Origin of the sequence: Actinoplanes sp. NPDC048967 (genome assembly GCF_040649415.1) — a bacterium.
Lineage (GTDB): Bacteria > Actinomycetota > Actinomycetes > Mycobacteriales > Micromonosporaceae > Actinoplanes.
The window spans coordinates 380,242-403,759 of sequence record NZ_JBEZFL010000001.1 but is presented as its reverse complement, the minus strand read 5'-3'; the positions used below and the strand labels follow the sequence as shown (position 1 = coordinate 403,759).

Annotated in this window: 23 protein-coding genes; 16 read left to right on the top strand and 7 right to left on the bottom strand. The window is 71.3% G+C overall.

What is annotated here, in order from left to right:
• The first annotated feature begins 213 nt into the window (after positions 1 to 213).
• The 3 genes from AB0C12_RS01910 to AB0C12_RS01900 all read left to right on the top strand — a co-directional run bounded on the left by AB0C12_RS01910 (position 214) and on the right by AB0C12_RS01900 (position 3,165).
• Positions 214 to 1,923, top strand: a complete 1,710-nt coding sequence (locus AB0C12_RS01910) for a substrate-binding domain-containing protein (RefSeq protein WP_360543106.1) — start codon at positions 214 to 216, stop codon at positions 1,921 to 1,923.
• Between the two features lie 116 nt (positions 1,924 to 2,039).
• Positions 2,040 to 2,819, top strand: a complete 780-nt coding sequence (locus tag AB0C12_RS01905) for a trypsin-like serine protease (protein WP_360543104.1) — start codon at positions 2,040 to 2,042, stop codon at positions 2,817 to 2,819.
• Positions 2,820 to 2,949: 130 nt separating this feature from the next.
• Entirely contained in the window at positions 2,950 to 3,165 is a 216-nt protein-coding gene (locus tag AB0C12_RS01900) for a hypothetical protein (protein WP_360543102.1), read from the top strand.
• A 9-nt stretch (positions 3,166 to 3,174) separates the two neighbouring features.
• Here the strand turns inward: AB0C12_RS01900 and AB0C12_RS01895 are convergent, their stop codons facing one another.
• Together AB0C12_RS01895 and AB0C12_RS01890 are read right to left on the bottom strand one after the other, a co-directional pair.
• The gene (locus tag AB0C12_RS01895) at positions 3,175 to 3,939 is read right to left on the bottom strand and encodes a class I SAM-dependent methyltransferase (RefSeq protein WP_360543100.1); all 765 of its coding nucleotides are present in this window, start codon (positions 3,937 to 3,939) and stop codon (positions 3,175 to 3,177) included.
• Between the two features lie 14 nt (positions 3,940 to 3,953).
• The gene (locus AB0C12_RS01890) at positions 3,954 to 4,865 is read right to left on the bottom strand and encodes a DMT family transporter (protein WP_360543098.1); all 912 of its coding nucleotides are present in this window, start codon (positions 4,863 to 4,865) and stop codon (positions 3,954 to 3,956) included.
• An 83-nt stretch (positions 4,866 to 4,948) separates the two neighbouring features.
• Here AB0C12_RS01890 and AB0C12_RS01885 point away from each other — a divergent pair, with 83 nt between their 5' ends.
• From AB0C12_RS01885 to AB0C12_RS01870, 4 genes are all read left to right on the top strand, one after another.
• A complete protein-coding gene (locus AB0C12_RS01885; protein ID WP_360543096.1) occupies positions 4,949 to 5,845 on the top strand; it encodes a LysR family transcriptional regulator in 897 nt (298 codons plus the stop codon).
• Positions 5,846 to 5,949: 104 nt separating this feature from the next.
• Complete coding sequence (locus tag AB0C12_RS01880) at positions 5,950 to 6,936, top strand: arabinan endo-1,5-alpha-L-arabinosidase (RefSeq protein ID WP_360543094.1); 987 nt, start codon at positions 5,950 to 5,952, stop codon at positions 6,934 to 6,936.
• Positions 6,937 to 7,181: 245 nt separating this feature from the next.
• Entirely contained in the window at positions 7,182 to 8,186 is a 1,005-nt protein-coding gene (locus AB0C12_RS01875) for a right-handed parallel beta-helix repeat-containing protein (RefSeq protein WP_360543093.1), read from the top strand.
• 71 nt (positions 8,187 to 8,257) lie between these two features.
• Positions 8,258 to 9,268 carry a pectinesterase family protein gene (locus tag AB0C12_RS01870; protein ID WP_360543091.1) on the top strand — a complete coding sequence of 337 codons (1,011 nt, stop codon included), beginning with the start codon at positions 8,258 to 8,260 and terminating at the stop codon, positions 9,266 to 9,268.
• A gap of 290 nt (positions 9,269 to 9,558) precedes the next feature.
• Here the strand turns inward: AB0C12_RS01870 and AB0C12_RS01865 are convergent, their stop codons facing one another.
• Positions 9,559 to 10,638, bottom strand: coding sequence for a lytic polysaccharide monooxygenase (locus AB0C12_RS01865; RefSeq protein ID WP_360543089.1), 1,080 nt, complete (start codon positions 10,636 to 10,638; stop codon positions 9,559 to 9,561).
• Positions 10,639 to 10,897: 259 nt separating this feature from the next.
• On the opposite strand from AB0C12_RS01865, the gene AB0C12_RS01860 reads away from it, so the two are divergent.
• Genes AB0C12_RS01860 through AB0C12_RS01850 form a run of 3 tightly spaced genes read left to right on the top strand, consistent with a single transcriptional unit; the run spans position 10,898 to position 12,812 of the window.
• Entirely contained in the window at positions 10,898 to 11,581 is a 684-nt protein-coding gene (locus AB0C12_RS01860; RefSeq protein WP_360543087.1) for a DUF2064 domain-containing protein, read from the top strand.
• A 30-nt stretch (positions 11,582 to 11,611) separates the two neighbouring features.
• Positions 11,612 to 12,493 (top strand): LLM class F420-dependent oxidoreductase, encoded by an 882-nt coding sequence (locus AB0C12_RS01855; RefSeq protein WP_360543085.1) that lies wholly within the window; start codon positions 11,612 to 11,614, stop codon positions 12,491 to 12,493.
• A gap of 49 nt (positions 12,494 to 12,542) precedes the next feature.
• Positions 12,543 to 12,812, top strand: a complete 270-nt coding sequence (locus tag AB0C12_RS01850) for a hypothetical protein (RefSeq protein WP_360543083.1) — start codon at positions 12,543 to 12,545, stop codon at positions 12,810 to 12,812.
• 12 nt (positions 12,813 to 12,824) lie between these two features.
• On the opposite strand, the gene AB0C12_RS01845 is transcribed toward AB0C12_RS01850, so the two are convergent.
• Entirely contained in the window at positions 12,825 to 13,610 is a 786-nt protein-coding gene (locus AB0C12_RS01845; protein ID WP_360543082.1) for an NAD(P)-binding oxidoreductase, read from the bottom strand.
• Between the two features lie 83 nt (positions 13,611 to 13,693).
• Between AB0C12_RS01845 and AB0C12_RS01840 the strand changes: the two genes are divergently transcribed.
• A complete protein-coding gene (locus AB0C12_RS01840; protein ID WP_360543080.1) occupies positions 13,694 to 14,599 on the top strand; it encodes a sigma-70 family RNA polymerase sigma factor in 906 nt (301 codons plus the stop codon).
• Positions 14,596 to 15,102: a GNAT family N-acetyltransferase gene (locus AB0C12_RS01835; RefSeq protein ID WP_360543078.1), complete on the top strand. Its 507-nt coding sequence runs from the start codon at positions 14,596 to 14,598 to the stop codon at positions 15,100 to 15,102. The genes AB0C12_RS01840 and AB0C12_RS01835 overlap by 4 nt, the downstream gene beginning before the upstream one ends.
• On the opposite strand, the gene AB0C12_RS01830 is transcribed toward AB0C12_RS01835, so the two are convergent.
• The gene (locus AB0C12_RS01830) at positions 15,084 to 15,995 is read right to left on the bottom strand and encodes an AraC family transcriptional regulator (protein ID WP_360543076.1); all 912 of its coding nucleotides are present in this window, start codon (positions 15,993 to 15,995) and stop codon (positions 15,084 to 15,086) included. The genes AB0C12_RS01835 and AB0C12_RS01830 overlap by 19 nt on opposite strands.
• A gap of 84 nt (positions 15,996 to 16,079) precedes the next feature.
• Here AB0C12_RS01830 and AB0C12_RS01825 point away from each other — a divergent pair, with 84 nt between their 5' ends.
• Positions 16,080 to 16,589 (top strand): VOC family protein, encoded by a 510-nt coding sequence (locus AB0C12_RS01825; RefSeq protein WP_360543074.1) that lies wholly within the window; start codon positions 16,080 to 16,082, stop codon positions 16,587 to 16,589.
• A 25-nt stretch (positions 16,590 to 16,614) separates the two neighbouring features.
• Here AB0C12_RS01825 and AB0C12_RS01820 read toward each other — a convergent pair whose 3' ends face one another.
• Complete coding sequence (locus AB0C12_RS01820; protein WP_360543072.1) at positions 16,615 to 19,011, bottom strand: glycoside hydrolase family 3 N-terminal domain-containing protein; 2,397 nt, start codon at positions 19,009 to 19,011, stop codon at positions 16,615 to 16,617.
• Between the two features lie 322 nt (positions 19,012 to 19,333).
• Here AB0C12_RS01820 and AB0C12_RS01815 point away from each other — a divergent pair, with 322 nt between their 5' ends.
• The 3 genes from AB0C12_RS01815 to AB0C12_RS01805 all read left to right on the top strand — a co-directional run bounded on the left by AB0C12_RS01815 (position 19,334) and on the right by AB0C12_RS01805 (position 22,490).
• A complete protein-coding gene (locus tag AB0C12_RS01815; protein ID WP_360543070.1) occupies positions 19,334 to 20,671 on the top strand; it encodes an extracellular solute-binding protein in 1,338 nt (445 codons plus the stop codon).
• Positions 20,672 to 20,742: 71 nt separating this feature from the next.
• Positions 20,743 to 21,588, top strand: coding sequence for a sugar ABC transporter permease (locus tag AB0C12_RS01810; protein ID WP_360543068.1), 846 nt, complete (start codon positions 20,743 to 20,745; stop codon positions 21,586 to 21,588).
• A complete protein-coding gene (locus tag AB0C12_RS01805; RefSeq protein ID WP_360543066.1) occupies positions 21,588 to 22,490 on the top strand; it encodes a carbohydrate ABC transporter permease in 903 nt (300 codons plus the stop codon). Before AB0C12_RS01810 ends, AB0C12_RS01805 begins: the two co-directional genes overlap by 1 nt.
• On the opposite strand, the gene AB0C12_RS01800 is transcribed toward AB0C12_RS01805, so the two are convergent.
• Entirely contained in the window at positions 22,459 to 23,496 is a 1,038-nt protein-coding gene (locus AB0C12_RS01800) for a LacI family DNA-binding transcriptional regulator (protein WP_360543064.1), read from the bottom strand. The two genes, AB0C12_RS01805 and AB0C12_RS01800, sit on opposite strands and share 32 nt — an antisense overlap.
• Positions 23,497 to 23,518: the final 22 nt, after the last annotated feature.

Here is a 23,518-nt window from a genome sequence, read left to right as displayed (position 1 = left end):
TCGTTCTCACTCGTCCTGTTGCTGTCTCAGACGCCCTTTCATAAGCCACATATGCCGCGCCGCCCTCGTTTTCCGGACCGCCTTGCCCCCTTAAACGGATTGTCTCGGCCATATCCGTGCCATCCAGGCCTAGCGGCAGAAGGTGTTCTTGTCGATGATGGCTACGTGACAGGCCGCCATCGACGACGTTTGCGACTCCGCGCGGGTACAGCCGTGCTCACCATCCTGGCTGTCGTGGCGGTGGTGGCCGGTGCGCGGATCGCCGTGGGCCAGCTCGGGGGCGGGGAGTGCAGCGGCCAGGTGCGGTTGTCCGTGTCCGCCGCGCCCGAGATCGCCGCCGCTGTGCAGCAGTCCGCGGCGAGCTGGGTCGCCGGTAAGGCCGACGTCGAGGGGACCTGTGTGGTCGTCGACGTCCGCGCCGCGGATCCGGCCGACGTCGCCGCCGTGCTCGGCGCCAAGCAGAAGGTCTCGCTCACCGGCGCCGGAGCGCCGCGGGCCGGCGTGACCCCGCCGGACGTCTGGATCGCCGACTCGCGCATCTGGTTGCAGCGGCTGCGCGCGGCCGCGCCGCGGTTCGCCTTCACCGAGGAGGGCTCGCTCGCGATGAGCCCGGTCGTCATGGCGATGCCGGAGCCGGTGGCCAAGGGCCTCGGCTGGCCGGGCAAGAAGCTCAGCTATGCCGACCTGGTCGCCCAGATCACCACCAGCACCAACTTCCGGGCCGGCACGGTCGACCCGGCCCGTGACGCTGCCGCGCTGTCCGGCCTGCTGGTGCTGAGCAGCACCGCGTCGACCCTGGACCAGCGCCGGCCGGGCACCTCCAACGGCCTGCTCCGCGCGCTGGCGACCGACACCTCGGTGCTGCGCGACGACCTGATGGCCCAGCTGCCCCAGGGCGACGACGAGGGCTCGCTGGCCGGCGGGCTGGGGCTGGCCGCCATGTCGGAGAGTGACGTCGTCACGTACAACGCCGGTAAGCCGCCGGTCAACCTCACCGCGCTCTATCTCGATCCGGCGGCGGCGCCGCTGGACTATCCGTTCACGGTCCTGCCGGAGCTGGACCAGTCCCAGGCCGAGGCCGCGCACCAGCTCTACGAGACCCTGAGCAAGAGCTCCGGCTTCCGGGACGCCCTCGCTGTGGCGGGCCTGCGCCTGCCGGACGGCGGCACTCCGGGCGGTTTCGTCAGCCCGGACGGCGCGCCCAAGCGGATCGGGCCGTCCCCGGCGGCCGGCAGCGGTGAGGCCGCGGCCTCGACCACGGACGGCGCGACCATCGACCGGGCGCTGGCCGGCTGGTCGGCCGTGGTGGCGCCGGCCCGGATACTGGCCATCGTGGACGCCTCGGACAGCATGCGTACCCCGGTGCCCACCGCCCGCAACGCCAGCCGGATGCAGGTGACTCTGGCGGCCGCCCGCAGCGGCCTGGGTCTGTTCAGCGACGACTGGCAGGTCGGGCTCTGGCTGTTCGCCGCCGGCGCGGGCCCCGGCAACCACCGTGAACTGGAGCCGATCGGGCCCCTGACCGACAACCGTGACGACGTCACCGCGGCGCTGACCGGCATCAAGCCCGCCGGTGGCGACGCCGGGCTCTACCGCACGATCCTCGACGGCTACCGCGAGGTGCAGAAGGGCTGGCAGGCCGGCCGGGTCAACTCCGTGCTGGTGATGACCGACGGCGCCGACGCGGGGCAGAAGGCCGGCGACATCAAGCTGGAGCAGCTGCTCACCCAGCTGGACGAGGCGAAGAGCACGGACAAGCCGGTCCAGGTCATCGTGGTCGGGGTCGGCGACGCGGTGGACGAGGCGCCGCTGGAGCGGATCACCCAGGTGACCGGCGGGGGTGTCTTCGTCGCCGAGGACCCGGCCCAGATCGGCGCGGTCTTCCTCCAGGCCCTGTCGCTGCGCACCGCCTCCACCCGCTGAGTCGACATTGCACGGACGCACCGGCCGGCCCGGTGCGGACGGGCGCTGTCGGACATCCGTACGCGTGCGGGGTTCACCCGGGGCGAGCCGGCCGCTAGGTTGGCCGGATGCGACGGATGAAATCGATCTTTGTCGGTGCCCTGCTCGCTCCCGTGGCCGCGCTGAGCCTGGTGCTGAGCACCGGTGGTGCCGCGACGGCGATCGCCAACGGCGAGCCGGTGCCGGACGGCAAGTACCGGTTCTCGGTCAAGCTGACCATGACCGGCATCCCCACGGCGAGCGGCGGACGCCGTAACAGCGCCTGCTCGGGCGCCCTCATCGCGCCGCAGTGGGTGATCACCGCCGGGCACTGCTTCCGGGACGCCAACAACGTACGGGTCAACTACCCGGTCGCCGACCTGACCACCGCGACGGTGGGCCGCACGGATCTGACCGGCACCGGCGGCCACGAGCTCAAAGTCGTCGCGGTGATCCAGTCACCGACCGCGGACGTCTCGCTGGCCCGGCTGGAGCAGCCGGTCCGTGACGTGCGGCCGCTGCGCGTCGGGCACCGGGCCCCGGAGATCGGCGCCGTCGTCCGGGTCACCGGCTACGGCTCCACCACGAGCGTGAGCCCGGCGCCGGTGACCCGGCTCCGGACCGGGCAGATGACGGTGGTCTCGCTGAGCGATTCCGTGACCGGCCTGCAGGGGTACGCTCCCCAGCCCGACACCACGCCGTGCCCGTACGACTCCGGGGCCCCGTTCTTCCTGGAGCGCGGCAAGGCCCGCCCGGTCCTGGTGTCGGTGGTCAGCAACGGCCCGAGCTGCCCGCACACCGCGGTGGAGAGCAGCGCCCGCACCGACAACATCGCCGGCTGGATCCGCGAGAGCATCCGCTCGGGCGGCGCCTCCTGACGACGTCCCGCGCGGCGGGGTGGATCGGGCGCCGGTGCCGCGGGGTTCTGCGATACCGTTTGGCGGTCGGCCGCCGCGTCGCCCGGGTCGGTGCCGATCCACGTGGCCGCCGTCAGCTCAGGGAGTCACGATGTCCGAGTCGAGTGCCGGGTCCGCTGCCAACGCCGGGGAGTCCGCTGAGCAGGAGCCCGAGGTCGAGGTCTTCGCCAACCGGGCCGAGCGCCGGGCCAAGGGCAAGAAGGGCTCCGGCGGCGGCGGTGGCGAGGTCTTCAGCAAGGGTCAGCAGCCGGTCGGCCGCGGCTCGGTGCAGAGCCCCCGCCAGTACGGCAACCGCCGCAGCGGCTGATCCGCGCCGTCACGCCACGGCGGTGACCGTGGCGTCCGCACCACCGCGCCAGAGCAGTCCGGCCTCGGTGAAGCCCGCCGTCCGCAGCGCCGTCAGGTGCCAGCCGGCCGGCGGGGTCCACTCCGAACTGCCGTGCGCGGTGGGATAGATCTTCTCCCGTTCGGCGTGCAGCGGCGCCAGCCGCGGGTCGGCTGCCACGCGCGTCCACCAGTCCCGCCAGGACAGCGCCGCGCCGGTCCGGTAGCGCGCCTCGCGGCGGCTGTCCGCCCTGGTGAGCAGGTGCTTCGTCAGCTCCGGCAGCCCCTCGTCGGGCATGTGGTCGGCGTTGGCGAAGACGCCACCGGCGCGCAGCACGTCGTGGACCTCGGCGTAGAGCACGGTGAGCCGGTCCGGCGTGAGCCAGTGCAGCGCCGTCGCGGTCAGCACAGCGTCGTAGTGCCGGTGCGGCAGCGCCTCGGCCCAGGACGGCCGATCGAGGTCCGCGGCGATGATCCGGGCCCGGCCGCCGAGGGATGCCTCGGCCAGGGCCAGCAGCACGGGGTCCTGATCCACCACGGTGACCCGCGCCTGCGGGAAGCGCGCGAGGGTCCGCAGCGCGATGGTGCCCGTACCGCCGGCCAGGTCGAGGACCTCGGGCCGGTCGTGCGGGGTCACCGCCTCGACGGCGTCGAGCATTGCCGTGATCCGGTGTTCCCGGTCCGGCAGGTATGCCTCCTGTTGCCGGTCCCAGCTCTCCTGCCACGCGTCCGCCACCTCGGCGAGGTAATGAGTCATGTCCGTCACGGTACTTACCGGCGGGCTCTCGGTCCAGACTTGTTGCCAATAATGTGCAACAGTGTCGCCGGTGGCAGCCGGGTCACCGCGACGCCGGCCAGGCACAGCGCGCCGCCGAGGAACGCCAGCGGGGCGGGCACCTCGCCGAGGAACAGCCAGGACAACAGCACGGCGATGCCGGGGACCAGGTAGGACGACGAGCTCAGCCCGCCCGCACTCATCCGGTTGAGCGCGTACGCCCACGTCGCGAAGGCGATCGCGGTGGGGAACAGGCCGAGGTAGACGACGCCGAGTGTGGCGCTGCGCGGTGCGTCCCCGAGCTCGGTGAGCAGGTCTCCGGCGAACGGCAGGCAGGCCACGGTGCCGGCCAGGCAGCCGAGCCAGGTCGCGGTGAACGGGTCGACGTCGTGCAGGGCCTGTTTCTGCAGCAGGACTCCGGCGGCGTACAGGGCGGCGGCGCCGAGGGCGAGCAGGACGCCGATCGCGTCGTGCCGTCCGGTTGACGTGGCGACGGCGATCGTGACGACACCGGTGAAGGCGATCACCAGGCCGGTGACCAGGCCGCGGGGGAAGCCCTCCTTGAGGTAGACGCCGGCCAGCACGGCGATCAGGATCGGGCCGACGTTCACCACCAGGGCCGTCGTGCCGGCGTCGAGGTGGTGTTCCGCCGCGTTCAGCACCACCGCGTACAGGCCGAACCACAGCACGCCGTACCCGATGACCAGCAGCAGCGGACGGCCGTGGGGGAGGCGCCGGGGCCGCATCGCGGCGACCAGGCTCAGTGCCGCGGAGCCGGCGGCGAGCCGGCCCAGCGCCATCGCGCCCGGGGTGTAGTGACCGCCGACGGAACGGATGACGATGAAGGCCGAGGCCCACAGGATCATCGTGACGGCGGTGGCGAGCAGGGGCAGGCTGGGAGTGCGCATGACCCCAATCTGGCCGGGCCACCGGATTAAGCACAAGCAAGTGTTCCTACCGCACCGTTAAGCCCTGCTGTACGGTGACCCCCATGCTGGACCTGCACCGACTGCGCATCTTCCGGGCCGTGGTGGCGAGCGGCTCGGTCAACGCCGCCGCGGCCAATCTCGGCTACACCCCCTCGGCGGTGAGTCAGCACGTCACCGCCCTGCAGCGGGAGACCGGCCTGGTCCTGCTGGCCCGCAGCGGCCGGGGGATCGAGCCCACCTCGGTCGGGCTGGCGCTGGCCGAGCAGATCGACGGGGCGCTGAGCCGGCTCGGCGACGTCGAGGCCTTCGTGGCCGACCTGCGCGACGGGCGCACCGGTTCGCTGTCCATGGCCTACTTCCCGTCGGTCGGCGCCGCGTGGCTGCCCGCCGTGGCCCGTACGCTGCTGCGGCGCTTCCCGGACATCCGGCTCGATCTGGAACTGCGCGACGACTTCACCGCCGGTGCCGCCAAGCGCGTCGACATCCAGCTGCTGGTGGCCCCGCCGGACTTCGCGGGCAGCCGGGACACCCGCGTGCACCACCTGCTGGACGATCCGTACGTGGTGGTCGTGCCGCCCGGACACCCGCTGGCCGCCGCCGGCGCGGTGGAGCTGAGCCGGCTGGCGGGGGAGCGCTGGATCGACAACGACTTCGCCCGGGGCTGGTGCCGGGAGAACCTCGTCGACGCCTGCCGGTCGGCCGGGTTCACCCCGCCGTTCCGGGTGGAGGCGCACGACTATCCGACCGCCCTGGCCTTCGTCGCGGCCGGCATCGGCGTCACGGTGCTGCCGCGGCTCGGCGCCGCGAACCTGCCGGCCGGCCTGGTCGCGGTGCCGGTCACCGCCCCGGCGGTACGGCGCTCGATCCACGCCGTGGTGCAGACGTCGGTCGAGTCGACCCCGCCGGCCCAGTGTGTGCTCGAGGAGTTGCGCCGCTGCGCGCGTTCGGCGGCGGACTGACCTCATCTGCCGGAAACAACCGGGACACCTTGACGACGCGGTTTGTTACCGTTCACACTGCGGCACGACATCGATCGATGTCATTGTCCGATCAGGGAGGTCCCATGCCGGAGAACCGCATGCGCCGCACCGGGCGGCGCGGCCTGCTGGTGGGTGTGCTCACCGGTGCACTGCTGGCGCTGACCGGCGTCGCCACCGCGGAAGCGGCCGACTACCCGAACCCGGGTGTCGTGACCGGCGACATCGGGGCGCACGACCCGTCGATCGTCAAGACACCCGCGGGTGGCTATCTCGCCGCGTACACCGGGGACAACATCCAGCTCAAGACCTCTTCGGACCGGACCGCCTTCCGCAACGCGGGCGCCGTCTTCCCGAACGGGGCGAGCTGGACGACCGCGTACACCGGGGGCAGTCGCAACCTCTGGGCGCCCGACATCTCGTACCGCAACGGCCGGTACTACCTGTACTACTCGGCCTCCACCTTCGGCTCGAACCGTTCGGCGATCTTCCTGGCCACCAGCACCACCGGGGCGTCCGGGTCGTGGGCGAACCAGGGCCTGGTGATCGAGTCGAACAGCGGCAACGACTACAACGCGATCGACCCCAACCTCACTGTGGACACCCAGGGCCGGTGGTGGCTGAGCTTCGGCTCGTTCTGGTCCGGGATCAAGCAGGTCGCCCTGAACGCCTCGACGGGCAAGCGGTCGGACAGCACGATCCGGTCCCTCGCCGGTCGCGGTGGCGGCCCGATCGAGGCGCCGACCCTGGTGCGGCACGGCTCGTACTACTACCTCTGGGTGTCGTTCGACTACTGCTGCCGGGGAGCTTCCAGCACGTACCGGATCATGGTCGGCCGGTCCACCAGCGTCACCGGGCCCTTCGTGGACCGCAACGGCACCGCCATGACCGCCGGCGGCGGCACCCAGATGCTGGCCTCGCACGGCAGCATCCACGGGCCGGGCCACCAGGCCGTCTTCACCGACACCGACAGTGACGTGCTGGTCTATCACTACTACGCGGACAACGGCGCGTCCCGGCTCGGCATCAACCTGATCGGGTACGACTCGGCGGGCTGGCCGTACGTGTACTGAGCCGAATGTCTGCAAACAACCTGCAAACGCCGATGCCTTCACATTGACGTCCGTCTGTGTTGTTGTGGTATAGGTAAGCGCTTGCTTCAGGGCAAAGCGGGCGCGGGAGCCAGTAACAGCTGCAGCAGCGGGCCGCCCCGGCGATCCGGCCGGCGGCCGCTGGTGCCGTTCCGGACGGCACCTCATCCGTTCCTCACCCGCCGCGATCCATCGCGCGGCACCTCACCGAGCGTCAAGGAGAAACCATGCGCAGCAACGTGCGCCAGCTCGTGCTCGGCTCAACCGCCGGCGCAGCCGCTCTCGCCCTCGTCACCGCCGGGATCACCATGACCGGCGCCGCCTCCGCCGCGGAGACCACCGCGGCCGCCGCCCCGCCGAGCACCCTGGCCGCCGTCACCGACCTGGTCGGCTGGGCCACCCAGAACGGCGGGACCACCGGCGGCGGCAGCGCCGCGACCACCACGGTGACCAGCGCCTCGGCGCTGACCACGGCCGTCGGCTCCAGCTCGGCCGCGGTCATCCGCGTCTCCGGGACGATCTCCTGCTCCGGCATGCTGCGGGTGCGGTCCAACAAGACCATCATCGGCAATGCCGGCGCCACGATCGCGGGCTGCGGCCTGAACATCAACGGCGATCGCAACGTGATCATCCGCAACATCACGTTCCGGGACTGGAACGACGACGCGATCAACGTGCAGACCTCGGCCACCAACATCTGGGTCGACCACAACACCTTCACCAACGGCTACGACGGCGCGGTCGACATCAAGCGCGGCTCCGACTTCGTCACGGTGTCCTGGAACCGGGTCTACAACCACAACAAGTCGATGCTGCTGGGCCACAGTGACGACAACGCCTCGCAGGACACCGGCCACCTGCGGGTGACCTACCACCACAACTGGTTCGACGCGTCGACCCAGCGGCACCCGCGGGTGCGCTTCGGCAACCCGGTGCACGTCTACAACAACTACTACCGCAACAACAGCGGCTACGGCGTGGCCTCGACCGAGGGTGCCGGCGTGCTGGTCGAGAACAACTCGTTCGAGGGCGTCTCGGACCCGTTCCACCTGGGAGAGGGCGACTCCGGTCCGGGCACGCTGGTCGCCCGGGGCAACCTGCTCGTCTCCTCGGGCTCCGGCCAGACCGGCGGCAGCGTCAAGGCCATCCCGTACGGCTACACGGCCGACGCCGCCAGCAGTGTGAAGTCCATCGTGACCGGCAACGCCGGCGCGGGTCGCATCTCGCTCTGACCCGGTGCGGGCCCGGCCTCCCGCTCCCGGGGAGGCCGGGCACTCCGGCGTCCACCCCGACAGGAGCTTTCATGATCTCTCGCAAGCTGCTCGCGACCGGCCTGGCCGGGCTGGCCACCCTGACCGGCACCCTGGCCGGCGTCACGAGTGCGCAGGCCGCTCTCGCGATCACCGTGGCGGCCGACGGCTCCGGCACGGTGCGCACCGTGCAGGCCGCCGTCGACCTGGTCCCGGCCGGCAACTCGAGCACCGCCACGATCACCATCAAGAAGGGCACCTACGCCGGCCGGGTGGTGGTGCCGTCGAACAAGCCGAACATCGTCTTCACCGGGGCCACGGGTGTCGCCACCGACGTCGTCATCACGGCCAGCCGGCCGCAGAACACCGACGGGACCGAGGGCAGCGCCACGGTGCTGCTCGGGGCCAAGGACATCGAGATGCGCCACCTGACGGTCCGCAACGACTACAACGAGAGTGCCAACGGTGCCTCGCAGGCGCTCGCACTCTACGTCAAGGCCGACCGGGCGAAGTTCCGCAACCTGCGGCTGATCGGTGATCAGGACACCCTGCTGGTGCACGGCGCGGTACGCGCGTACTTCTACAAGACCTATGTCGAGGGTGACGTCGATTTCATCTACGGCAGCGGCACCTCGGTCCTCGACAACTGCGAGATCTTCTCGTCGACGCGCAATCAGTCGAACAACGGCTATGTGACCGCCTCGGCGACACCGGGTGCGCGTCCCTACGGCATATTGATCGTCAATTCCCGGCTGACGAGTGACGCGGCCGCCGGCACGGTGTATCTCGGCCGGCCCTGGCATCCCGGCGGGGACACCTCGGCCGATCCGCAGGTGCTGATCCGGAATTCGTCGCTGGGCGCGCACATCCGTACGGCCCAGCCGTGGACCGACATGAGCGGCTTCTCGTGGCGGGACGCGCGGCTGTCGGAATACCGCAACACGGGCGCCGGCGCGACGGTGAACAGCAACCGGCCGCAGCTCAGTGACGCGGCCGCGGCCAACTACACGGCCCAGAAGTACCTGGCCGGAAGCGACGGGTGGAACCCGGTGGTCACCGGCTGAGGACTGCGGCCGGACAAGCACGAAGGCCCGCGGCGGAAGGGACGCCGGCGCGGGCCTTCGTCGTGCCGTCAATCAGGAAATCATGGGGACAACGCGAAACGGGGGATGAGGAGGGCGCCTCATCCCCCGTCCAGTTTCGCTTTTCGGACGGTTCTGTTCGGTGCGGGAGCCGGGCCAGTGAATGGTCTTGCCGGGTCACCTCCAGGGGGACGGGAGGATGGGGTTGGGAGCGCTCCCATCGATAACTGTAACTGTCCTCCGGGTTGGGTGGAAGAGCCTTAAGGAATTGCTCAGACTGTGGCGCGACAGGTGGCCGACGGGACGGCACTGGACCCTGAGGCGATGAATCCGAAGGTCGTACTCGCACCGGCCGCCAATGCGCCGTTGTATCCGGCATTCGTGGCGGTCACCGTGCTGCCACTGGCCGAGACGGTGGCATTCCAGCCCTGCTGGATCGTCTGGGCCCCGGGGTACGCCAGCGTGACGGTCCAGCCCTTGACGGCCGCCGTACCGGCGGTCACCTTGACCTCGCCCTGGTAGCCGCCCTGCCACGAGGAGCTCACGGCGTACGTGGCCGAGCAGGCGCCGGTCGCCGGCGGGGCCGGGGTGGTGGGCGACGCTGTGGCCGACGGGGAGACGGGCGGGGTGCTGGCCGGCGGGGTGGTCGGCGGCGGCGTGCTGGTGCCACCGAAGGCCACGTCGCTGCAGAAGTAGTACGACTGGTCCGCGTGGCTCGCCTGCCAGATGGTGTAGACCATGGCCCGCCCGGTGCGCCCGGACAGTGCCACCGGCAGGTCGATCTGCACGCCGCCGGTGACCGCGTTCCACCGGGCCGCCGGAGTGTTGCCGATCTGGCTGACCAGCTCCAGGTCGGACCATTTCAGTGCGGTGGTGACCGGGTTGAAACCGGGCTTGGTGACGTACACCCGGATGTAGTCGGCGCCGTGGCTGGCCCCGTCGAACAGCCGTACGTTGAAATTGTTGCCGACCGAGGTGGGCGTCCAGTCACCGACGACGTCCAGCGAGTTGTAGCGGCCGCCCTGGGTGCGCCCGCCGCTGCACAGCTGACCGTCGGGGATGGCGGCCTGGTGGTTGCCGGCGACGCCCTCGCGGAAGAGGCCGTTCCAGTTCCACATGGTGTTCGGGTCGGCCTGCCAGGCCTGCCAGCACATCGGGTCGGCGGTGGCCATGGCCGGGTCCTGGAACTTGCTGCCCCAGCGTTCGTAGCAGCCGTAGTTGCGGGACGCCGGCCCGGTGACGTTGCCGTGCGCGGCGGCGGGCCCGGCCGGGAGGACGACCGCGGCCAGGGTGGCCACGACGATCCCGACGAGACCGCTGATCAGGATGCGGATTCGTAGCGAAGAGGACATGAGGGCTCAGCACTCCGTGTGAAAAGGGCCCGGGGAAAAGGGCATGGGTCTTGAGGGGTACGGCGGGAACTGCCCACGGCTCCCGCCCGCCACCGGCCCGGTGGGGTGCGGGCCCAGCCTCGCCGACCGATCGGGACGTGTCAATGCATCCGTTCGCTGAAGAAAGTTGGCCGAACGCGGCAACCTTCCCGGCCCGGTCCGCCACTGTGCAGATGGGCGCGGCGTCCGCTGCCGTCCGGGGCTGTCGAATGGATGGGTGATGACTCGACCTAGTGCGCCGTACGCCGGCCGGCCGTCCCGGCGGACCCGGGACACGTCGGTGGTCGGGCGGCGGCCCGTCGGCGGCCGGGTCCACCCGTGCCGGCCGCGCCGGCTCCCGGTGCTGCGGCAGTGCAGCGTGCAGGTGGTCTCCGATCTGTGCGGACCGGCGTCCCGGCTGGACCGGCCCTGGACCCCGGTGCAGGCCGCGATGATCGCCGCCGCGGCCACCGCCGACACGATGCGGGCCGTGCGCGCGATGCCGGGCTGGCCGATCGAGATCGGACCGCTCGCCTACGCCTTCGCGCCCCGGGCCGATCAGCCGGGCACCGGCGCGCTGCTCCTGGCGCCCCAGGTGCCCCAGCTCAGCGCCGCTCTGCTGGCCGACGCCGCCGAGCTGCTGAGCGAGTTCGACGCGGTGCTCGGTCCCACCACCGGGGCCGGCTGGTGGGCGTTCGGGCTGCGCGAGCCCGCCCACGGCGCCACCTTGCGGGCCATGCCCGGCGCCCTGAGCAGCGCGGGCGCTCTGACGGTGGCGGCCCTGCGCCTCGGCCTGCGCGTGGCGATGCTGCCCACCCTGCGCGAGCTGGGCACCGGCGCCGACGTGCCGGTGGTCGCCGGGCACTGCCCGGCCGGCAGCGAGTTCGCCGTGACGGTCGCCCACCTGAGCCGGGGACGCGGCTGAGCCGCCTCCAAGATCCGGTACGTTGCCGGTATGAGCGTGCGTTTCGGAGTGTTCGTCCCGCAGGGCTGGAAGATGGACCTGGTCGAGATCGCCGACCCGGTCGAGCAGTACGAGGCGATGACCGCGGTGGCCAGAGCGGCCGACGCCGGCCCGTGGGACTCGGTGTGGGTCTACGACCACTTCCACACCGTGCCGGAGCCGACCATCAACACGACGTTCGAGTGCTGGACGGTCACCTCGACGCTGGCCCGCGACACCAGCCGGATCAACATCGGCCAGATGGTCGGCTGCAACGGCTACCGCCAGCCCTCGCTCTACGCCAAGATCGCCTCCACCGTGGACGTCGCCAGCCACGGCCGGCTCTACGCCGGGCTCGGCGCCGGCTGGTACGAGCACGAGTGGAAGGCGTACGGCTACCAGTGGCGCGAGGTGCCGCAGCGGATGGGCGAGTTCCGTGAGGCCGTCGAGATCGTGCACAAGATGTGGACCGAGGAGCGGCCCGTCTTCACCGGCCGGCACTACTCGATCGACCAGCCGATCAACGAGCCCAAGGGCGTCCGCAAGCCGCACCCGTCGTTCTGGCTGGGCGGCGGTGGCGAGAAGGTCACCCTCAAGCTGGTCGCGCAGTACGCCGACGCCTGCAACGTGGGCGGCGGCGACCCGGAGCTCATCCGGCACAAGCTCGGCGTGCTGCGCCGGCACTGCGACGACCTGGGCCGCGACTACGACCGGATCATCAAGTCGACCGGCTTCGAGCTCAAGCTCGATGAGCCCGTCGCCGAGACGATCGGCCGCCTGGAACGGATCGCCGAGGCCGGCGCCGACTACGTGATCGTCTACGTACCCCGGGTGGCGTACGACCACGAGCCGATGCTGCGCTTCGCGAGCGAGGTCATCGGTCAGTTCAGCTGAGTACGCGTACGGATTTCCCGGGCGGCCGCACCCGGAAAGACTGACGGGCATGCGAAAGACACTGACGGTCCTGATCCTCGCCACCACCCTGTCGGCCGGCGGCTGCACGTTCGCGGACGCGATCTGCGGCTCCGGCGACTATCCCGTCAAGGCCGTGGGCACGACCACCGGCCAGGACTGTGTGCCCGAGGGTCAGGAGCCCCCGGCGGGCTACGTGCGCTACCCGGAGGGCAAGGTGCCCGAGCACGTCGGCGACAAGTGGGACGAGTACTGGAGCAACGTGGTGGTCGACGAGCGGGGCAACGTCGTGTCCAGCTGACGGCCCGCCCGCTCAGCGCACGGTGTCGGCCAGGAACTGCTCCCACGTACGCAGGCCCACGGCCCGGTCCGGCGCGAGGTTGGCACCGGCCCGGATCGCCCGGTACGCCCCACCGACCGCCGGCACCGCCACGATCCGCCGCCGCCGGCCGGTCGCCCGCAGGTAACCGCGGACCAGGTCGGCCATCGGGTGGATGTGCGGCCCGGCCAGGTCCGGCACCAGCCCGGCCGGCTCGCCCCGGGCCAGCTCGACGAGCCGGGCCGCCACCTCACCGGCGTCCACCGGCTGGAAGCGGACCCCGACCGGCACCGGGACCAGCGGCAGCCGGGCCAGTTGCCGGGCCGCCAGCAGGGTCAGATCGTGGAACTGGGTCGCCCGCAGCGTGGTCCAGGGCAGACCCGAGCCGGCCACGACCTGCTCGGCCGCCCGCTTGGCCGCGAAGTAGCCGAACATCGCCCGGTCGGCCGCGCTGACCACCGGCACCCGGTCGGCTCCGACGACCGAGATGAAGACGAGGTGCGGTGCGCCGGCCTGACGCGCCGCGCGTACCAGGGTCCGGGCCTTCTGCTCGTCGCCCTTGGCGCTGCCCGCGCAGTGCAGGATGGTGGAGACCCCGGCCACGGCGGCGTCGACGCCCGCGCCGGTGGCCAGATCGCCGACAAGGTATTCGGTGTTCTCGCCGGCTTCGCGCCGGTGGCGGCTCAGCACCCGCACGGAGTGGCCGGCCTTGTCCAGCAGCGGTAGGACGAGGCGGCCCAGCGTGCCGGTGCCGCCGGTGAGCAGAATGGGTGCGGACATGGTCTTCTCCCCGATAGTCGGTCACATCTGTCGGCCCTCGCGGGTCTGATGGGATGACACCCGGCGCGGAAGGAATGTGACACGTGGACCAGGGTGCAGCGACGGCCGAGCTGTTCGAGGCCCAGCGGGACAGGCTGCGCGCGGTGGCGTACCGGATGCTCGGGTCCCTCAGTGAGGCCGACGACGCGGTGCAGGACGCCTGGCTGCGCCTCGACCGGACCGGTGCCGAGGAGGTCGACAACCTCGGGGCCTGGCTGACCACCGTCGTCGCCCGGATCTGCCTGAACAAGCTGCGCACCCGGGCCCAGCAGCGCGAGGAACCGCTCGACGGGCACATCCACGTGAGTGACCCGGTCCTGAGCCGGGCCGACATCGCCGACCCCGAGCACCAGGCGCTGCTGGCGGACGCGGTCGGGCTGGCGTTGCAGGTGGTGCTCGACACGCTGGCCCCGGCCGAGCGGCTCGCGTACGTGCTGCACGACATGTTCGCCGTGCCGTTCGAGGACGTGGCCACGATCATCGACCGGTCCCCGGCGGCAACCCGGCAGCTCGCCAGCCGGGCCCGGCGCCGGTTGCGTGGTGAGGCCCCGGCACCGGATCCGGACCTGGCCCGGCAGCGCCGGGTGGTGGACGCGTTCTTCGCCGCCTCCCGGGCCGGCGACTTCGAGGCCCTCGTCGCGGTCCTCGATCCGGACGTGGTGCTGCGCTCCGACGCCGGTCCCACCCGTCCCCGGCTCAACGTGGTGCTGCGCGGCGCCTCGACCGTGGCCGGCCAGGCCTTCACGGCTCGCCGGCTCGCGCCGTTCGTGCGTCCGGCCCTGGTCAACGGCGCGGCCGGGGTGGTGGTCGTGGTGAACGGCCGGCTGTTCTCGGTCATGGCCTTCACCGTGGCGGCCGGCCGGGTGGTGGCGATCGACGTCCTGGGCGACCCCGACCGGCTCGCCAGGCTGGATGTGACCGCCCTCGACCTGCCACCGGAGCCGTCATGAAGCCACCGGACGCCACTGATCGCCTCGAGTTCCACCCGATGACTCCCGGCGACCTCGACGACGTGGCGGCGCTGCTGGGTGACCCGGTCGTCATGCGCTACTACCCGCGGACGCGCGACCGGGCCGGGGCGCGGGACTGGATCAGCTGGAACCAGCGCCTCTACGAGACCGGGGGTTTCGGCCTGTGGGTGGTCCGGCTCCGGGCCACCGGGGAGTTCGTCGGTGACTGCGGCCTGACGCCGCAGGAGATCGACGGCGTGACGGATGTCGAGGTCGGCTACCACGTGCGGGCGGAGCTGCAGGGCCACGGGTACGCGACCGAGGCGGCCGCCGCCTGCCACGCGTACGCCCGTGACGTGCTGGGGGCGCGGCGCCTGATCGCGATCATCCACCCCGACAACGGGCCGTCCCAGCGCGTGGCGGAGAAGATCGGCCTCGCCTTCGAGCGGGACACCCTCTCCCGTGACGGTGATCCGGTCCGGGTCTACGCGACGGCGTTCTGACCCCGGCGGTAGGCGCCCGGAGACATGCCGACCTCCCGTTTGAAGGCGGCGGCGAAAGCCACGTCCGAGCCGTAGCCGACCTGACCGGCGACCGCTGCCACGGTGGCCCGGTCGTCGCGCAGCAACGTGCGGGCCCGTTGCATCCGCAACGCCAGCAGATAGCGCATGGCGGGCCGGCCCACCCGCTCGGTGAACCGGGCCGCGAAGGCCGCGCGGGACAGCCCGGCCGTCGCGGCCAGTGCGGGCAGGGTCCACGGGTGCGCGGGGTCATTGTGGATGGCTTGCAGGGCAGCGGCGACGCACGGGTCCCGCAGCCCGGCCAGCCACCCCTGCTGACCGACGGTGCCGCTGTGGTGCCGCAGGGCCCGGACCAGCAGCGCGTCGGAGAGCCGGGCCATGACCAGCTCGCTGCCCGGACCGCCGTCGAAGGCCTCGGCCCGCAACGCCTCCACGAGCGCGGCGACCCACGCCGGCGGGCGGCCGTCGGTGCCCGGCAGCTGGATGACGGCGGGCAGGCCGCGCAGCGCGGGATGGTCCGGCTCGCCGATCACGAACGCCCCGCAGACCACGACGGTCCGCTCGCCCGTCCCGCCGAGCGTCAACCGTGGCTCGGGGGAGTGGACGGCCGCGTCGTAGCCCGGCACAGCCACGGTGGACGGCGCCGAGCGCAGCAGGTGGGAGTCACCGCGGGGCAGGATCACGACATCGCCGGCGGTCAGCCCCCGGACCGTGCCGTCCCGCAGCACCAGCTCGCACCGGCCCTCGGCGATGATGTGCACGCCGCGCAGGCCGGCCCGGTCGAAGTCCACGCTGAACGGGCTGCCGAGCTCCAGCCACCGGTACGCGGCGCTGGAGAACCGCAGCTCCCGCAGCACCGAACTGAGCAGATCCATCGGCCCGGCCCCTCCAGACGAACACTGTGGTCCGGCGGACTTCCACCCATGGATTGTCCGGCAAGCGGCTCCTAGCGTCGAGCCATGACCACCACCACCGAGCAAGAACCGGCCCTGCGGGGCATCACCGGACTCGACCGGATCACCCAGGTGAAACTGCCGGTCACCGACCTGGCCCGCAGCGTCGCCTGGTACTGCCGGCTGCTCGACCTGCGACTGTTCTCCGAGTTCGTGGAGGACGGCGTGCTGCGCGGCGCCGGGCTGATCGACCCGCGGGAGCGCTTCTGCGTAGCACTGCGGGACCGGACCGTCTGCGCGGGCACACCGAGTCTGGACGGCTTCGACGTGGTCGCGTTCACCCCGGCCTCGCGGTCGGTCCTCGACGAGATCATCGCCCGGTGCGAGCGGCACGGTATCCGCCACGCCGAGCCGTACGACACCCCGGCGGGCACCATCCTGGACGTACCCGACCCGGACGGCACGGTGCTGCGCTTCTACCACTTCACCGCCGGCACCACCGGTTTCACCGGTATCGAGTCCCGCGACGGGGCGATCGTCGGCTCCTACTCCCGGCCCCGCCTGCCGGCCGGCTGACAACCCCCGGCCGCCGTCTCGCCGCCTAGTTCGCGACCGTCAGTTCGGCCTCCTTGGTCGGCATCACGTCGACCGGGGTGACCAGCCGGCGGTCGGGGCCGACCACCCGCAGCGGGCCGGTCAGCCGGACCGTGCCCCGGCACGGCAGGTCCTCGGCGGACGTGCCGACCATGACCTCGATGTCGCCCGGCTCCACGATGCGCCGCAGGTCGCGGCCCGTGAAGGCGGTCCGGTCGGCGTGCACCTGGAAACGGACCAGGGCGTCGGTGTGCGGCTCCAGCGACACCCGGGCGAAGCCGGTGAGCTGCTTGACCGGCCGGGTCACCTGGGCCACCGGGTCGTGCAGGTACAGCTGGACGACCTCCTCGCCGGTGCGCTCGCCGGTGTTGCAGACCCGGACCGTCACGGTGAACTCCCCGTCGGTGGGCACCTCGCTCGCGCTGATCCGCAGAGCGTCCAACTCGAACGTGGTGTACGACGAGCCGTGGCCGAACGGGAACAGCGGCGTCGGGTCGAGGTTGCTGATGTTCGTCTTGTCGGCGCCCAGCGGCGGCTGCAGGTAGGTGCCGGGCTGGCCGCCCGGGTGCCGGGGGATCTGCACCGGCAGCTTGCCGCCGGGCTGGATCCGGCCGCTGAGGATGCCGGCGATGGCCCCGCCCGCCTCCTGGCCCGGCATGAACGCCTGCACCAGGCCGGCGGCGCGACCGTGCACGTCGCCCAGGGCGTACGGGCGGCCGGAGACCACGACCACGACGACCGGCGTACCGGTGTCCAGCAGCTCGGCCAGCAGGTCGGCCTGCACGCCCGGCAGGCGCAGGTCCTCGGCGTCGCAGCCCTCGCCCGACGAGCCGTTGCCGAACAGGCCGGCGAGGTCCCCGACGACGGCCACGCACAGGTCCGAGTCGCGGGCGGTGGCGACGGCGGCGGCGAAGCCGGAGCGGTCGGTGCCCTGCACCTGGCTGCCGCGCTCGTGGACGATCTCGGTGCCGGGCAGTTCGGCGCGCAGCGCGTCCACCACCGTCGGCACGTCGATGCCCAGGCCCAGCTCCGGGTGGCGGGGCAGGACGTGGTTGGGGAAGGCGTAGCACCCCATGAAGGTGCGCGGGTCGTCGGCGCAGGGCCCGACCACGGCGATCCGGGCCGGGGCCGCCCGGTTGCCGTCGAGCAGCGGCAGGGCGGTGCCGGCGTCCAGCAGCACGATCGAGCGCTCGGCCACCTCGCGGGCCAGCGCCCGGTTGGCCGGGGAGTCCAGGTCGGTGCCGGCCGCGCGGGCCACCGAGGCCTCGGGCGTCCAGGCCGGGTCGAGCAGGCCGAGCTCGACCTTGTGGGTCAGCAGGCGCCGAGCGGCCCGGTCCACCAGTTCCTCGGGCACCTCGCCGGCGCGCACCCGCTCGACCAGATCGGCGCCGAAACCGAGGGTGTCGGGCAGTTCGACGTCGATGCCGGCGGTGAGGGCCTGCGCGCCGGCCTCGCCGGTGTCGGCGGCGACTTTGTGCATGGTGGCGAGGAACGGTACGGCCCAGTAGTCGGACACCACCGTGCCGGTGAAGCCCCATTCGTCCCGCAACAGGTCGGTGAGCAGCCAGGAGTCCGCGGCGGCGGGGACGCCGTCGACGTCGGAGTACGAGTTCATCACCGAGCCGGCCCGGCCGACCCGGATGGCCGTCTCGAAGCTGGGCAGGATCACGTCCATCAGCTCGCGCCGGCCCATCGGCACCGGCCCGTGGTTGCGCGCGGCGCGCGCGGCCGAGTAACCGGCGAAGTGCTTGAGGGTGGCGATGATCCCGGCGCTCTGCAGGCCCCGCACGTACCCGGCGCCGAGCATCGAGACCAGGTACGGGTCCTCGCCCATGGTCTCCTCGACCCGGCCCCAGCGGTAGTCGCGGACGACGTCGAGCACCGGGGACAGCCCCTGGTGCACCCCGACCGCGGCCATGTCCCGGCCGATCGCCGCGGCCATCCGCTCCACCAGGTCCGGGTCGAAGGTCGCGCCCCAGGCGATCGCGGCGGGGTAGACCGTCGCGCCGTAGGTGGTGAAGCCGGTGAGGCACTCCTCGTGCACCAGCGCGGGGATGCCCAGGCGGCTGTCCTCGATCACGATGCGCTGCTGCCGGACGACCTCGGCCGCGCCCTCGGTCACGGTCAGCGGGATGCCGCCGTAGACCCGGGTGAGGTGTCCCAGGCCGTGCTTGCTGGCCTCCTGCAGGGAAACGGAGCCGGATGCGGCGAACACGTCCTGCATCGGGGCTACGTTGAGGTTGGTCTCGGTTTCGGCGGCCGGCTCCTCGTCGTGCTCCATGTCGTTGCTGACCCACCGGCTGCCCAGCTGCGCGACCTTCTCCTCGAGGGTCATGTGCGCCAGCAGCGAGGTGACCCGGTCAGCCTCGCTACGGCTCTGGTCGTGCCAGTCGGGTGTCGTCACGATGGTTCTCCTTACGAGCAGGACGGGGGTGCAGGCGTGCCGAAACTTTCGGACTGTCGACGAGACCTGACCGCGACCTTACCGTGACCTTCGACGGGGGGAGATCGGGCCTGACAGTGCTGCAGTGGGTCCACTCTCGCGCCTAAAGCACGAGTCTTTCAAGGGCCTTGACACGCCAATCATGAAATCCTACGTTAACGAAATCTCTCGGTAACTTGCGGTTGTCGATCGAAAGTTCCAGAACCTGGATCTCAGTTCGGCGGCCTCTCCCTCAGATGTTCGACTCGCCGCGAGCCTGCGGCTCACGAGTACGGAGACCAGCGTGGAACGCAGTCCGATATCCCGTCGCACCTTCCTCAGCCTGACCGCCGCTGCCGGCGCCGGCGCGGCCCTGGCCGCCTGCGGCAGTTCCGGTCCGGGCACCAGTGGTTCCGGGAAGAAGGCCGGCTCGGCCAGCTACTGGTTCCTCACCGGCCAGCCCGGCGAGGGCATCCGGCAGGCCGCCGCGGAGCGCTTCAACAAGGCCAACCCGGACACCCAAATCCAGTTCACCGCGTTCGAGAACGACGCCTACAAGCAGAAGATCAAGACGGCCATCGGTGCCGGCCAGGCGCCCACGCTGATCTGGGGCTGGGGCGGTGGCGGCCTGAAGAGCTACGTGGACGCCGGCCAGGTCGAGGACCTGACCCCGTGGTTCGAGCAGAACGCCGCGATCAAGGACAAGCTGTTCCCGTCCTCGTTCGGCCCGGCCACGGTCAACGGCAAGATCTACGCCATGCCCTGCGAGACCGTGGCGCCGATCATCCTGTTCTACAACAAGAAGGTCTTCAACGACGTCGGCGTGCAGCCGCCGAAGACCTGGGACGACGTCATGGCCCTGGTGCCGAAGTTCAACGAGAAGAAGATCGCGCCCTTCTCGCTGGCCGGCAAGTCCCGCTGGACCAACATGATGTGGCTGGAGTTCATGCTCGACCGCATCGGCGGCTCGCAGGTCTTCCAGAACGTCTTCGAGGGCAAGAAGGACGCCTGGTCCGACCCGGCCGTGCTGGACATGCTGACCAAGCTGGTGGACCTGGTCAAGGCCAACGGCTTCAACAAGGGCTTCTCCTCGGTCGACGCCGGCGCCAACGCCGACCAGGCCCTGCTCTACACCGGCAAGGCCGCCATGATGCTGCACGGCGCCTGGACCTACGGCAGCATGAAGAACGACGGCGGTGACTTCGTCTCCAAGGGCAACCTGGGCTGGATCCCCTTCCCGACCTTCACGGGCGGCAAGGGCGACCCGAGCGACACGGTCGGCAACCCGGGTCAGTACCTGGCCATCTCCAGCAAGGCCACCGCCGAGCAGAAGGACATCGCCAAGAAGTTCTTCACCAGCGGCGTGCTCGACGAGGCCGAGACCAAGGCGTGGATCAACGACGGCGGCTCGGTGCCGGTGGTCAAGGGCACGGAGGCCACCCTGGCCGCGTCCCCCGACGCCGAGTTCCTCAAGTACGTCTACGACACCTCGGTCAACGCCAAGGTCTTCGCCCAGTCCTGGGACCAGGCGCTGAGCCCGACCGCGGCCGAGGCCCTGCTGGACAACATCGCCAAGCTGTTCCAGGAGCAGGTCACCCCGCAGCAGTGGGTCACCAACATGAACGGGGTCATCGGTAAATGACCGCTCTTGCTCCGCCCCCGGTGGCGGTACCTTCCTCCAAGACCGGCGGGCGGAGCAGGTCCGTCTCCTGGATGGTGTGGCCGGCGCTGCTGATGTTCACGGCGTTCGGCGTGGTGCCGCTGCTGGGCGTGCTCGCCCTCAGCTTCACCCAGTGGGACGGCATCGGGGCGATCAATCCCGCCGGCCTGGACAGCTGGCGCACGGTGCTGTCCGAGCCCGGCCTGCTGCACTCGATCTGGGTGACGTTCCTCGTGATGGCGCTGTCCTGGGTGTTCCAGACGCCGATAAGCCTGCTGATCGGCGTCTTCCTGGCTGCTCGGAAGCGCTACCGCGGGTTCCTCGCCGTGCTGTACTTCATCCCGTTGCTGCTCAGCTCGGCGGCCATCGCGATCACCTTCAGCGCGCTGCTGAACCCGAACTTCGGGCTCGGCACGGGCCTGGGCGTCGAGTGGCTCAACCAGGACTGGCTGGGCCAGGGCAACCTCGCCCTGGGCGTGCTGGTCTTCGTCGTGTCCTGGCAGTTCATCCCGTTCCACTCGCTGATCTACCAGGGCGCCGTGCGGCAGATCCCGACCGCGATGTACGAGGCGGCCGAGATCGACGGCGCGGGCCGGGTGCGCAAGTTCTTCAGCATCACCCTGCCCCAGCTCAAGTACACGATCATCACCTCGTCGACGCTGATGGTGGTGGGGTCGCTGACGTTCTTCGACCTGATCTTCGTGCTCACCGCCGGCGGTCCCGGCGACGCCACCAACGTGCTCGCGCTCGAGATGTACCAGACCGGCTTCAAGGCCAACCTGATGGGCCCGGCCAGCGTGATCGCCGTGATCCTGGTGCTGTTCGGCCTCGGGCTGGCGCTGCTGCTGCGCAGGCTCGGTGGCGGTAGCGCGACGGACAGCCAATTGGAAGGTGCCTGATGGCCATCTCGACCCGGCAGGCGCCGCCGCGACCAGGTGTGTCGGTGACCTCTCACGGCGGCGGCGCCCGGCGTCGCTCGCCCCTGCGGTTGAACTGGTTCGGCGGCGGCTTCGGCTGGCTCTGGCTGATCGTGGTGATGGTGCCGATCTACTGGATCGTCATCACCAGCTTCAAGACCCGGGCCAACTACTACGCGCAGAACCCGCTGGTGCCGCCGTCGGCGCCGACACTGGACAACTACCGTCTGGTGATCGAGGCCGACTTCACCCGGTACTTCCTGAACAGCGTCATCGTGACGGCGGGGGCGGTACTGCCCGCGACGCTCATCTCGTTCATGGCGGCGTACGCGATCGTCCGCGGCAGCGCGGGCAGCCGCTTCCTGCGCTCGGTCAACGGCCTGTTCCTGATGGGCCTGGCCATCCCGCTGCAGGCGGTGGTGATCCCGATCTATCTGATCATCATCCGGCTGCAGATGTACGACACCCTGCTGGCGATCATCCTGCCGTCGATCGCCTTCGCCATCCCGTTGTCGGTGCTGGTACTGGCCAACTTCATCCGGGACGTGCCCAAGGAGTTGTTCGAGTCGATGCGCCTGGACGGCGCGACGGAGTGGGGCACGCTGTGGCGGCTGGCCTTCCCGCTGGTCCGTCCGGCCCTGGTGACCGTGGTGATCTATCAGGGGCTCGGCGTCTGGAACGGTTTCATCCTGCCGCTGATCCTCACCCAGAGCCCCGATCAGCGGACCCTGCCGCTGGGGCTGTGGAGCTTCCAGGGCCAGTACGGCGTCAACGTGCCGGCCGTGCTCGCCTCGGTCGTGCTGACCACGCTGCCGATCCTGATCTGTTACGCGATCGGCCGGCGGCAGTTGCTCAGCGGTTTGACCGCGGGCTTCGGGAAGTGACGGGGGCGGTGCTGTCCCGCACCTTGAGCTCGGTGGCGAGCTCGACCCGGGGAGCCTGAAGGGCCTCGCCGCGCGCCAGTCGCAGGACTGTGTGCGCGGCGAGCCCGCCCATCTCGGCCAGCGGCTGACGCACGGTGGTCAGCGGCGGTGAGGACCAGCGGGCCTCGGGCAGGTCGTCGAAACCGGTCACGCTCAGGTCGGCGGGCACCCGCAGGCCGCGGCGGCGGGCGGCTTCGTAGACACCCAGCGCCATCTGGTCACTGGTGGCGAACACGGCGGTCGGCGGCTCGGCGAGATCGAGCAGCCGGCCGCCGCCGGTGTATCCGGACTCGTGGCGGAAGTCGCCCTGCACGATCAGGGCCGGATCGGTGCCGATGCCGGCCGCGGCCAGGGCGGCCCGGTAGCCGTCCAGCCGGGCCCGGCTGCACGAGAGCCCGCGCGGGCCCGCGATGAGCCCGATCCGCCGGTGGCCCAGGGAGAGCAGGTGCTCGGTGGCGCTGAGCCCGCCGGCCCAGTTGGTCGCCCCGACCGTGGCCACCTCGGAGGCCGAGCCACCGGCCGGGTCGATGACGACCACCGGGATGTGCAGCCGGCGCAGCTGGATCTGGACCGGCGCGGCGACCTGGGACAGCACGAAGACGACCCCGTCACAGGTGCGCGTGCGCAGGTTGCGCAGCCACTGCCGGGTCGCCGTGTCGTCCTGGTGCACGGCCGAGACGACCGTGCCCGCGCCGGCCGCGTGGGCCACGTCGGCCACCCCGCGGATGAGCTCGACGGCCCACGGGCTGTCGAGCTCGTCGAAGACCACGTCGAGGACCTGCGCGCGACCCGGCGCGCGGGAGTTGCGCCGCCGGTAGCCCCGGTCGCGCAGCAGTTGCTCGACCCGTTCCCGGGTGGCCGCGGAGACGTCCGCGCGGCCGTTGAGCACGCGCGAGACGGTCGGCACGGAAACCCCGGCCGCGTCCGCGATGGCGGAGATGGTCACCCGGCGCTCGTCCGCGCTCATCGCGCTCCTCCTCGCTTGCGGG